Source organism: Cupriavidus sp. GW823-FHT07A04, from assembly GCF_058794615.1.
The window spans coordinates 33,664-45,009 of the sequence record NZ_JBXAHA010000032.1 but is presented as its reverse complement, the minus strand read 5'-3'; the positions used below and the strand labels follow the sequence as shown (position 1 = coordinate 45,009).

Genomic DNA, 11,346 nt, shown 5'->3' with positions numbered 1-11,346 from the left:
TTGGCGGTGTGGCCGCCGTCAGGCTATTTCTGTTTCCAGCCCACCTGCTGGAAGGCGCGCCAGTAGTCGCGGATAGGCCAGGGCACGTAGTCGATCTTGTCCGCGCGCCAGGCGAATGTCACCAGCGGCCGGTAGGTCGGCAGGCCGCCCAGCACGCGCTCCTGCTTGATCCGCGCGATCTGGCGCAGCAACTCGGCGCGCGCGGCCGGGTCCATGGTGCCGCGTTGTTTTTCCAGCAGGGCGTCGACTTCCTTGTCGGTGGTATAGGAGTACGTGCCCCAGCCGCCGGCCTGGTAGCTGTGCAGGTGCCCGGACCATGCCAGGCCCGGGTCGCCGGGCAGGCCTTGCGACCACATCCAGCTCAGCACGCCATCCATTTCCGGCGGGCCGCTGCGCCCGCGCTTGCCCAGGCTGATCCAGGCGCCATATTCCAGGTTGCGCACCTGGCAGCGGATGCCCACCGAAGACAGGTAGGCGTACATTGCCTCGCCAACCTCCTTCATGCCCGGCTCGCGCGGGGTGGTGAGGTTGTAGCAGGACGTGTCGAAGCCGTTCGGGTAGCCGGCCTGTTTGAGCAGTTCGCGGGCCTGTTTGGGATCGTACGTGTAAGGCTTGAGCGCCGGATCGTAGCCGGTGGACTCCTTGCCGATTTGCGCATAGCGCTCGCCCTGGCCGAACAGCACGCGCTTGATGATGGCGTCGACGTCGATGGCGTGGGCGGCAGCCTGGCGCACCCGCACGTCGTTGAACGGCGACTTCGGCATCTGCGTGTTGAAGTTCAGGAAGAGGTTGTTGCCGCTCACCACGGTGGCGGTCTTGACGCCCGGCATCTTCTTGAACTCTTCCACCATCGACGGCGGCACATTGTCGATCCAGTCCACGCGCCCAGTCTTGAAGGCGGCCACCCGGGTCAGGTCCTCCGGGATGATTTTGATCGTCAGTTCCTTGACGGTCGGGCGCGCGGCCTGGTTCCAGTAACCGTCGAAGGCCTCCAGCTTGAGTTCGTCCTTAACCGTGCGCGAGACGAATTTCCATGGACCGGTCCCCACCGGCTTGCGCGCGAACTCCTCCTCGCCCACCTTCTGGATGTACTTCTTAGGCATGGCCCAGAGCTGCATGTTGCCGACGATGAACTGCGCGTCCGGCTCCTTGAAGACCAGCTTGAAGTGAAGCGGGTCGATGGTCTCGAAGCGCTCGACGGACGACACATAGTGCGAGAAGAAGCTGCTCTTGGGGTCGCGCTGGCGCTGCCAGGAGAACTCGAAGTCCTCGGCGGTGAGCGGGTCGCCGTTGTGGAATTTCACGCCGCGCCGCAGATGCACGTCGAGCACCGGCTTGCCGTCCTTTCCGGGTTCCAGCTTCCACGATTCGGCCAGCCAGTTCTCGTCCTTGAGCGCGGCATTGCGCCGCGTCAGCATCTCGAAGATCTGGCCCACGAAATAGTGATCGACGCCCGCGGAGATCTTGACCGGGTCGAGCGTGGTGGACTCGGCGCCGAAGGCCACGCTCAAGGCCCCGGTGGCGGGTGCGGCAGATGTTGCAGGGGGGATGGTAGCTTGCGCGAGCGCCGTTGACGCGAACGCCCCTAGCAAAAGCCCGCCGATCATGGTTTGCAGCGAATGCTCGCGCATCGTGCTTCTCCGGTGGCGCCGGCGTGCGCCGGCTGGGTTGTCTCCGCCCCCGATGAAATATGTTGTCCGGTCGCCACGGGGTCGGGCCGCAATGCGCCGCATCGCTGTGGATGCGTGACTGTGGCTACCCCGTCGGTCGCCGCGGGTGGCAAAAAAAGTATGCGAGCACTTAAGAGTTACGTCAACGGTTAATTGTTAACAATCGACGATTTACGCGAGAAAGCCCTCTGTATAGAATGGGCCCAATCCTATATACCCCTCTTAACCCACCCCTCTTAACCGGCCTCCTCATGAGCGGACTCTTTGGAATACAGCCAGCCGCGCCCGAGCCGGATGCGCCCGATCAGGATCTGCCGGCGCAGGCGCCATCGCCGCGGCGCATGACAGCGGCCACAATCCCCGAGCAGGTCGCCAAGCATCTCGGCCAGGCCATCCTCAACGGCCAGTACGCGCCGGGCGACCAGATCAAGGAACAGGCGATCGCCGAGCTCTTCGACATCAGCCGCGGCCCGGTGCGCGACGCCTTGCGTGTGCTGGAGAAGCAGGGCCTGGTGGAGATCTCACCCCGGCGCGGGGCGTTCGTGGTGGAGTTGCGGCAGGACGACCTGATCGATATCTTCAATATCCGCAGCGCGCTGCTGTCGCTGGCCGTGCGCTACCTGGCGATCAATCCCGACAAGGCAGCCCTGCCGCCGTTGCAGGTTCGTCTGGATGAATTGCGCGCGCTTGGCAGCGAGCCCGAGCCGGCATTGATCGATTTTGTGCGGGCTGTCGGCCGCATGGGCGTGGGCCTGATGAATGCCTGCGGCAACCGCCAGCTCATCCAGGCTTACCGTACCTTGCCGCACGATGGCGTGTGGCAGATGCTGTGGGTTACCAGCCAGCCGCTGGACTACATCACGGCCCAGCGCCGTGTGGAAAGCGTGGGTGACTACGAACAGGTGCTGGCCGCCATCGCCGCCAGCGACGCGGAAGCCGCCGAGCGCGACATGCGCAAGATCATGCAGGACTCGCGCAACGAGGTGCTCTCGCATATGCAGCAGGCGCACCCGGAGCCGATAGAGCGCTTCCGTCTGCAGACGATCTAGCGCATCCCCGGCCCCAGGGCTATCGATTCAGGCCGCGGACGCCATCATCTGCCGCTGCCGGTACTCCCCGGGCGCTACTCCCGTCCATTTCTTGAACGCCCGATGGAACGTGCTGGGTTCTGAAAACCCCACGCGCAGCGCCACCTGCTGCAGTGCAAGGTCCGTGTGTTCCAGGAAGGCGATGGCCGCGTCGCGGCGCAGGCTGTCTTTGATGCTCTGGTAGCCGCGCCCTTCTTCGCGCAGGCGGCGGCGCAGGGTTTGCGGCGTCAGGCGCAGGGTCTCGGCCATTTGTTCCAGCGAGGGCAGTTCATCGTCGAGGTGGCAGCGCAGGTGGCGCCGGATGCGCTCGGCGAGGCAGGAGTCGTCGCGGTAGCGGGTGAGCAGGTTGCGCGGCGTGTCGTTCAGGAAGGCTTGCAGGCTGCTGGCGTCCTGGACCACGGGCAGGCGCAGCCAGCTGGCGTCGAAGTGCAAGGCGGTGTGCGGCTGGCCATAGCGGACCTGGGTGTTGAAGACCCGTTCGGTGTCGGTGAGCCGGGATGGCCCGCGCGCTGGTTCCGGCGCGCGCGCGGCCAGGTCGACGCCGGCGAGGGGAATGCGCTGCGCCACCAGCCAGTTGGCCACCCCGTAAGCCTGGAAGGCGAAGGTGGATTGCGCGTACTGGCGGCACGCCGTGGCGGGCGCGCGAGGCAGCAGGAGCAGGGTGGCGCGGCCGTCGCGCTGTTGCAGCCGAGGCACGAAATCGACCAGGTGCAGGCGATACTGGTTCAGCCCGGCGCGCATGGCGTCTTCCAGCGTGGCGCAGTGGATCAACGCCTGGCAGGCCTGGGCGAACACGCCCGGTGCCACGGGCCGGCTGAGCAAGCCCCAGAACTCATCGCGCGTGACGCGCCGCATCGAGCGCATCAGCGCGGCAAACTGGCCCTCGCTCACGCGCGCGTTGGGCGACTGCAGCAACGCGGGCGAAATGGCGGCGCGGCGCAGCAGGGCGTCGATGTCGCAGCCAAGGCGGCGCGCGCCTTGCACGATCTGGTGCAGCTGCAGCACGGAAATGGTGTGGCGCGTGGGCGGCTGAGCAGCGTCAGCGCCCGGTGTGCCTGGCGGGAGGGAACTGAGCGGCACCGTCATCGATGACGGCGCGGATGCCCTGAGTGCGGCGATTTGCATTGTCTCCTCGTTCTCAACGGACTCCCCGGTCCTGGTCCGGATCTCCCCTGGGCTGCATCTCGCTGCACTGCAGCGCAACGCGCGGGCTTGCCGGACCGCTGCCGGTTCTGTGCCGGCTATGTGCGCCAGTTAACCCGATGCTGCGCCCCAGCACAATCCGGATTTACCAAAGGCAGGCTTTTCCCTGAACGATTCGGCCAATCATTTTGGGCCGAATGGTCATTGTCCACGCAGTGCACCATCGCGCAATCTCATCCCTTGCTGGCCTGTGCATCCGCAGGGCGCGGCGTGGCGGTTCAAGAGGGGAGAAGCAGGATGCAGATAGGACGTCGCAGGACCCTGTTACGGCTTGGCGCGGCCTCGTTGGCCGCTGGCGGCGGCATCTCCGGGATCGCCAGCGCGCTCGCGCAAGGCGCCGTGCCCACCGGATACCCCGCCAAGCCGGTGCGGCTGGTGGTGCCGTATCCGGCGGGCGGCGCCACTGACGTGCTCGCCCGCGCCATTGCCGCGCCGCTTGGCCAGCAATGGCAGCGCACGGTGGTGGTGGAAAACCGCCCGGGCGCCAGCGGCATGATCGGTGCCGATGCGGTGGCCAAGGCGCCTGCGGATGGCTACACCTTGCTGCTCACGCTGACCAGCGTGGTGCAGTTGCCCAGCCAGTATGCAAAGCCGCCTTTCGACCCGATGCGCGACCTCGTCGCGCTGTCGGAGCTGGCGACTTCGCACCTCGTGGTGGCCGCCAACTCGTCCATGCCGGGCAGCCTCGCCGAGGTGGTGCAAATGGCGAAGGGCAAGCCGAAAGGGTATTCCTACGGCACCTACGGCACCGGCAGCGGTGCGCACCTCTATATGGAAGTGTTTACCGGCGCCGCCGGGCTGGACATGATCCATGTCCCCTACAAAGGCGAGGCGCCGTTGCTCAACGACCTGCTGGGCGGCCAGGTGTCGGTGGGCACCATCTCCGTGATGGGGATCAAGCCGCATATGCGCACCGGCCGCCTGCGCGCGCTGGCCGTGGTGGGCAACACCCGGGCGCCCATGCTGCCCGAGGTGCCGACCTTCCAGGAACTGGGCTACAGCGGCCTGGACGGGCCCGGCTGGTTCGGCCTGTTCGCCCCGGCCGGCACGCCGCGGCCGATCGTGGACAAGGTTTCGGCGGACGTGAACGCCATCCTGGCCACGCCTGATATCCGGCAGCGCATGACCGACCTTGGCGTGATCGTCAAAGGCACCCGGCCGATGGAGTTCGCCGAGGTGGCGCGCGCCGACCAGGCTTACTGGAACGGCGTGATCCGCAAGCTCAATATCCGGCTCGACTGAGCCTGCAGCATTTCCCAACCCTCTCGTGCCCTTTCGGGGCGGATTCAGGAGCAGCGATGCAGCACACGCGCCGCAAGGCATTGCAGCAGATCGGAGCCGGTGCCCTCGCCGCCGGCGGCCTGGGCCTGGGGCTGAGCCCCGCGCGTGCCGACGCTTTCCCGGCCAAGCCCGTGCGGCTGGTGGTGCCCTACCCCGCGGGCGGCGCCACCGATGTGCTGGCACGCGCCATTGCCGAGCCGCTCGGCAAGATGTGGCAGCGCCCCATCGTGGTGGAAAACCGCCCAGGCGCCAGCGGCATGATCGGCGCCGACGCCGTGGCCAAGGCCGATGCCGACGGCCATACCGCGCTGCTTACCATCACCACGCTGGTCCAGGCCCCGAGCCTCTATGCCAAGGCGCCGTTCGACCCGGTGCGCGATTTCGCTCCGGTGTCCAATCTTGGCACCACCAGCCTGGTGTTCGCGGTGCACAACTCGGTGCCCGCCACGACGCTGGCCGAATTCATCGCGCTGGTGAAGTCCAGGCCAAGGCAGTTCAACTATGGCTCCTACGGCACCGGCTCAAGCGGCCATCTCTACTGCGAAGTGTTCAACGATGCGGCGGGGCTGGACATGACCCACGTGTCGTACAAGGGCGAGGCGCCGGAACTGAACGACCTGCTCGGCGGGCAGATACCCGCGGCGATCATCTCGGTGATGGGCGCGCGCCCGCACACGGCAACCGGCCGCCTGCGCGCGCTGGCGGTGACCGGCCCCGCGCGCGCGCCGCAACTGCCAGACGTGCCGACCTTTCGCGAGTCTGGCATCGCGGGCATGGATTCGATGGGCTGGTTCGGGCTGTTGCTGCCGGCCGCCGCGCCGCGCCCGGTGATAGAAAAGTTCTCCTCGGACGTCAACCGCGTGCTGGCCATGCCAGCCGTGCGCGCGCGCATGAACGACATGGGCGTGGTGCTTGCCGGCAGCACGCCCGATGCCTTCGCCGAGACCATGCGCAGCGATTACGCGCGCTGGGGCAAGGTCATCCGCACCCGGAACATCCGTCTTGACTAACGCCGTCCCGATGCACGCCGCCTTGATGGGCGCCGGGCCGGTGGCGGCCTGCAATTTTCCCACTTTGTGTTTCTTATGAATCAAGCTGCTTCTGCTACCCGCGCCCCGGCCTACCGTTCTCCCCACTGGCCCCCAGGCATGCCCGCCGAGGTGTGCGTGCCGCGCACCAGCCTGGCCTACAACGTCGAGGTGGCCGCCCGGCGCTATCCGGACAAGACCGCGATCCAGTATTTCCATACGGCCATCTCCTACGCCAGCCTGCATGCGCAGATCGAGCGCATGGCCGGCTACCTGCAGCAGGCTTGCGGCGTGGCGCCGGGCGACCGCGTGATGCTGTTCAGCCAGAACTGCCCGCAGTTCATCGTCGCCTACTACGCCATCCTGCGTGCCGAGGCGGTGGTCGTGCCAGCCAACCCGATGTGGCTGACCGGGGAGCTCGAACACGTGGCCGCGGACAGCGGCGCGGTGGCGGCCTTCGTCGCGGCGGAGCTATATCCGCAGATTGCGCCGCTGCATGGCGCCGGGCTGGCGCATGTCATCGTGCATCAGTATGGGGACATGCTCGAGGCGGCCGGCGGCGCCGACAGCGTGCCCGCCTGGCTTTACGAGCGCACCCCGCTACCCGAACGCGCGCCTGCAGGCGCCACGCTGGCGACATGGACACAGGCCGACGCCGCGGGCCATGCCCCACGCGCGCACGAGGCCGGCTACGACACGCTGTGCATGCTGGCCTACACCTCGGGCACCACTGGCCATCCCAAGGGCTGCATGCACACACACGGCACGCTGATGAGCGCGGCGGTGGGCTCGCAGCTGTGGCGCAGCGCAAGCCCGCAGAGCGTGTGCTTGTCGGTCGCACCGATGTTCCATCTGCTGGGCATGCAGAACGGCATCCACGCGCCGCTTTACCTGGGCGCCACCATCGTGCTGCTGCCGCGCTGGGATCGCGCGGCAGCAGCAGACCTGATCGAGCGCTACCAGGTTTCCACCTGGGGCGCGCCGCCCGCCATGCTGGTGGATTTCTTCGCGCAGCCGGGCATCGGCGAGCGCAACCTCTCCAGCCTTGCCTACCTGGGCGGCGGCGGGGCCGCCATGCCGGACGCCGTGGCCACCATGCTGCAGGAGCGCTTTGGCCTGCCTTACGTGGAGGCGTACGGCCTGACCGAGACCGCCGCCTTCCTGCTGTCCAATCCGCGCCACCGGCCCAAGCGCGAATGCCTGGGCATCGCCACGTTCGGCGTGGACGCGCGCGTGATCGACCCGCACACGCTGGCCGAGCTGCCGCAGGGCGAACTGGGCGAGATCGTGACCCATGGCGCGCAGGTGATGCGCGGCTACTGGCGCAACCCGCAAGCCGATGCGGAATCGTTCATCGAGATCGATGGCAAGCGATTCCTGCGCACCGGCGACCTCGGCTTCATGGATGAGGAAGGCTATTTCTTCATGCGCGACCGGCTCAAACGCATGATCAACGCATCCGGCTTCAAGGTCTGGCCGGCGGAGGTGGAGAACCTGCTCTACGGCCATCCCGCCGTCCACGAAGCCTGCGTGATCGCCGCGCGCGACGCGCGCCGCGGCGAGACCGTCAAGGCCGTGGTGGCGCTCAAGCCGGCCGCGCGCGGCACGCCCGAGGCCAGCGCCGAGCAGATCATGGCGTGGTGCCGCGAGCGGCTGGCGGCTTACAAGGTGCCGCGTATTGTCAGCTTTGTCGATGCCTTGCCCAAATCGGCCACCGGCAAGATCCAGTGGCGGGCACTGCAGGAGCTGGAGCAGGGCCAAGGCGGAGATCAACCGGCCGCCGCCGGCAGCGTGGCCTGAACCAGAACAACGAGAACACCGAGAACAACGAGAACGATGGGAGACATCATGAAGACATCGAGACGAAACTGGCTGGGCCAGGCGGCAGTGCTGGGCGGCGGTGCGTTGCTGGGCGGATGGCAGTGGCCCGCGCAGGCGCAGGGCACCTATCCAGCGCGGCCCATCCGCATGGTGGTGCCGTATCCCGCCGGCGGCGGCACCGATACCATCGCGCGCATGATCGGCCAGCGCCTGACCGAGGCCTGGGGCCAGCCGGTGGTGGTTGACAACAAGCCCGGCGCCAGTGGCATGCTGGGCAACGACATCGTGGCCAAGGCGCCGCCCGACGGCTACACGATGCTGCTCGGCATCACCGCCATGATCCAGTCGCCCAGCCTGTACAAGCGCATTCCGTACGACGTGGCCCGCGACTTCGCGCCGGTTTCACTGCTGGCCAGGTCCTCCGACCTGTTCGTGGTGCCCAACCGGGTGCCGGCCAGCACGCTCGCTGAGTTCGTGGCCCTGGCCAAGGCCGGCAAGCTCAGCTACGGCTCCTACGGCAACGGCACCTCCTCGCATTTGCATGGCGAGCTGCTCAAGATGCAGGCGCACGTGGACCTTGCACACATTCCATACAAAGGCGCCGCGCCGCTGATGAGCGACGTGCTGGGTGGGCAGGTGGATTCGGCGTTTGTCGATGTGACCTCGGCCAACAGCTATCTGAATAGCGGGAAGTTCAAGATCCTCGCCATCACGGGCGCCCAGCGCTACAAATCGATTCCCTCGGTGCCGACTTTCGCGCAGGCCGGCTTCACCGGGTTTGAGCCGAGCGGCTGGTTCTCGATGTTCCTGCCCGCCAATACGCCGCGCGACGTGGTTACCCGGCTCTCCACCGAGATCGCCCGCATCGTGCGGCTCCCGGACATCTCGCAAAAGCTGGTGGCGATGGGGCTGCAGCCGGTGGGCTCGTCCCCGGAAGAACTGGCCGCGGTGATCGCGACGGACACGCCCAAGTGGGCGCGCATCGTCCGCGACGCCAACATCCAGCTTGATTGACGCGCCGATTTTATGACTGCTACTGCATTTATTCACCAAGCCAACCCAGAGGAGTTCGCCATGGAGACCATTCGCTACGCCGTTGCCGACGGGGTTGCCACCCTCACGCTCGACTTCCCGAAACGCAAGAACGCCCTGAACGGCACCATGCGCCGCGAAATCGGCGAGGTTGTGCACCAGTTGCGCCAGGACACCAGCGTGCGCGCGCTGATCCTCACCGGCGCGGGCACGGATTTCTGTTCCGGCGGCGACATCAGCTCGATGCAAGGCGAAATCAGCGCTGACCAGGGCCGCCAGCGCTTGGCGGCCATCCATCCCTGGCTGGAAGACCTGATCCACCTCGACCGTCCCGTGATCGCGGCGGTAGACGGCGCGGCCTATGGCGCCGGCTTCAGCCTGGCTCTCGTGGCCGACATCATCCTGGCCACGCCGCGCGCGCGCTTTGGCCTGCCTTTCCTGCGCCTGGGCCTGATCCCGGATTGCGGTGTGTTCTACACGCTGCCGCGCATGATCGGCCTGCAGCGCGCCAAGGCGCTGATGTTCTCGATGCGTGAACTGAGCGCCGCAGCGGCGCTGGAGCAGGGCATCGTGATGGAAATCGTGCCGCCGGAGGATCTGCATGCCCGCGCGCTGGCGCTCGCCTCGGCCTTTACCGAAGCTTCGCCGGTAGCGGTTGCGCTGACCAAGAAGGCGCTCAATGCCTCGCTGAACCAGGACCTGCACAGCATGCTGGAGATGGAGGCAGACGGCCAGGGTATCGCTTTCGCCACCGCGTACCGCAAGGAGGCCGCCACGCGCTTCCTGGAAAAGCAGCCGCCGCGCTATCGCTGGCCCGACTGAACCACCACACAACCACACAACAACAAGCGCGTGGTGCTGCAACGCAACACCGGCAACACCGGCAACCATCAAGGAGAACAACATGGGAAATTCCGACAAGAACATGGCGATGGCCGCCCGCAAGGTGCCCTGGATGAGCGAAGACCTGGTCATGTTCCAGGACACCGTCCGCCGCTTCGTGGAGCGCGAGCTGGTGCCGAACGAGGCGCGCTGGGCCGAGCGCGGCTACATCGACCGCGAAGTCTGGAACCGCGCCGGCGAGGTTGGCCTGCTGTGCGCCAGCATTCCCGAGGAGTACGGCGGCGGCGGCGGGAACTTTGCCCACGAGGCTGTGATCTGTAACGAAATGGCACGCGCCATCGCCACCAGCCTGGGCAATGGCGTGCACAGCGGCATCGTGGCCCATTACTTGCTCAACTACGGTACCGAGGCGCAGAAGCGCAAATGGCTTGCGCAGATGGCTTCAGGTGCCATGGTGGCCGCCATCGCCATGTCGGAGCCCGGCGCGGGCTCGGATCTCAAGTCGGTACGCACCCGAGCGGTGCGTGAGAAGACCCAGAACGGAGACATCTATCGCATCAACGGTGCAAAAACCTTCATCACCAATGGCTACCACGCCGACCTCGTTTGCGTGGTAGCCAAGACCGATCCCGATGCCGGCGCGAAAGGGGTCTCGCTCATCATGGTCGAGACCCGGGACCAGCCTGGCTTCAGGCGCGGCCGAATTCTGGAAAAAATCGGGCAGAAAGGCCAGGACACCGCCGAGTTGTTCTTCGACGACGTGTGCGTGCCGGTGGAGAACCTGCTGGGCGACGAGGAGGGCAAGGGCTTCTATCAGCTGATGCAGCAACTGCCGCAGGAGCGCATGATCATCGCGCTTGGTGCGGTGGCGAGCATGCAGCGCGCGATCGAGCTCACCACCGACTACGTGCGCGAGCGGCAGGTGTTTGGAAAACCGCTGATCGATATGCAGAACACGCGCTTCAAGCTGGCGGAGTGCAAGACCGAGGCAACCATCGCCGCTACCTTTGTCGATGATTGCATGGTGCGCTTGCTGAGGGGCGAGCTCGATGCGCCCACGGCGGCCATGGCCAAGTGGTGGTGCTCGCAGAAGAACTGCGAAATCATCGACGAATGCCTGCAACTGCATGGCGGGTACGGCTATATGCTCGAATACCCGATCGCGCGCATGTATGCGAACGCGCGGGTCAGCAAGATTTATGGCGGCTCCAACGAAATCATGAAGGAGCTGGTGGCACGCACGCTGTGATGCGTGTGTGCGGGGCCATGCGGCAAGCCTCTCATGCCAACGTCGTAGTACGTTGGAAGTAGGCCGGCCGCAAAGTCCCGCCCAGTGGGGGTTGCGAGGGGGCAAGCGCGTTTCTCGTTACAAAAGCAGGT

General features: G+C 66.4%; 9 protein-coding genes. 7 read left to right on the top strand and 2 right to left on the bottom strand.

Annotated elements, in window-relative coordinates:
- Window positions 1-23: 23 nt before the first annotated feature.
- Window positions 24-1,631 carry an ABC transporter substrate-binding protein gene (locus AC1Q7Q_RS37615; protein WP_492374187.1) on the bottom strand — a complete coding sequence of 536 codons (1,608 nt, stop codon included), beginning with the start codon at window positions 1,629-1,631 and terminating at the stop codon, window positions 24-26.
- Window positions 1,632-1,921: 290 nt separating this feature from the next.
- On the opposite strand from AC1Q7Q_RS37615, the gene AC1Q7Q_RS37610 reads away from it, so the two are divergent.
- Complete coding sequence (locus AC1Q7Q_RS37610) at window positions 1,922-2,719, top strand: GntR family transcriptional regulator (RefSeq protein WP_492387284.1); 798 nt, start codon at window positions 1,922-1,924, stop codon at window positions 2,717-2,719.
- Between the two features lie 27 nt (window positions 2,720-2,746).
- Here AC1Q7Q_RS37610 and AC1Q7Q_RS37605 read toward each other — a convergent pair whose 3' ends face one another.
- Window positions 2,747-3,883 (bottom strand): AraC family transcriptional regulator, encoded by a 1,137-nt coding sequence (locus AC1Q7Q_RS37605; RefSeq protein WP_492374189.1) that lies wholly within the window; start codon window positions 3,881-3,883, stop codon window positions 2,747-2,749.
- A gap of 315 nt (window positions 3,884-4,198) precedes the next feature.
- Between AC1Q7Q_RS37605 and AC1Q7Q_RS37600 the strand changes: the two genes are divergently transcribed.
- From AC1Q7Q_RS37600 to AC1Q7Q_RS37575, 6 genes are all read left to right on the top strand, one after another.
- Window positions 4,199-5,203 carry a tripartite tricarboxylate transporter substrate binding protein gene (locus AC1Q7Q_RS37600; protein ID WP_492374190.1) on the top strand — a complete coding sequence of 335 codons (1,005 nt, stop codon included), beginning with the start codon at window positions 4,199-4,201 and terminating at the stop codon, window positions 5,201-5,203.
- Between the two features lie 56 nt (window positions 5,204-5,259).
- Window positions 5,260-6,252 carry a Bug family tripartite tricarboxylate transporter substrate binding protein gene (locus AC1Q7Q_RS37595; RefSeq protein WP_492374191.1) on the top strand — a complete coding sequence of 331 codons (993 nt, stop codon included), beginning with the start codon at window positions 5,260-5,262 and terminating at the stop codon, window positions 6,250-6,252.
- A gap of 75 nt (window positions 6,253-6,327) precedes the next feature.
- Window positions 6,328-8,070 (top strand): long-chain fatty acid--CoA ligase, encoded by a 1,743-nt coding sequence (locus tag AC1Q7Q_RS37590; RefSeq protein WP_492374192.1) that lies wholly within the window; start codon window positions 6,328-6,330, stop codon window positions 8,068-8,070.
- A 48-nt stretch (window positions 8,071-8,118) separates the two neighbouring features.
- The gene (locus tag AC1Q7Q_RS37585) at window positions 8,119-9,105 is read left to right on the top strand and encodes a Bug family tripartite tricarboxylate transporter substrate binding protein (RefSeq protein WP_492374193.1); all 987 of its coding nucleotides are present in this window, start codon (window positions 8,119-8,121) and stop codon (window positions 9,103-9,105) included.
- A gap of 60 nt (window positions 9,106-9,165) precedes the next feature.
- Window positions 9,166-9,945 (top strand): enoyl-CoA hydratase/isomerase family protein, encoded by a 780-nt coding sequence (locus AC1Q7Q_RS37580; RefSeq protein ID WP_492374194.1) that lies wholly within the window; start codon window positions 9,166-9,168, stop codon window positions 9,943-9,945.
- Window positions 9,946-10,027: 82 nt separating this feature from the next.
- Window positions 10,028-11,215 carry an acyl-CoA dehydrogenase family protein gene (locus AC1Q7Q_RS37575; RefSeq protein WP_492374195.1) on the top strand — a complete coding sequence of 396 codons (1,188 nt, stop codon included), beginning with the start codon at window positions 10,028-10,030 and terminating at the stop codon, window positions 11,213-11,215.
- Window positions 11,216-11,346: the final 131 nt, after the last annotated feature.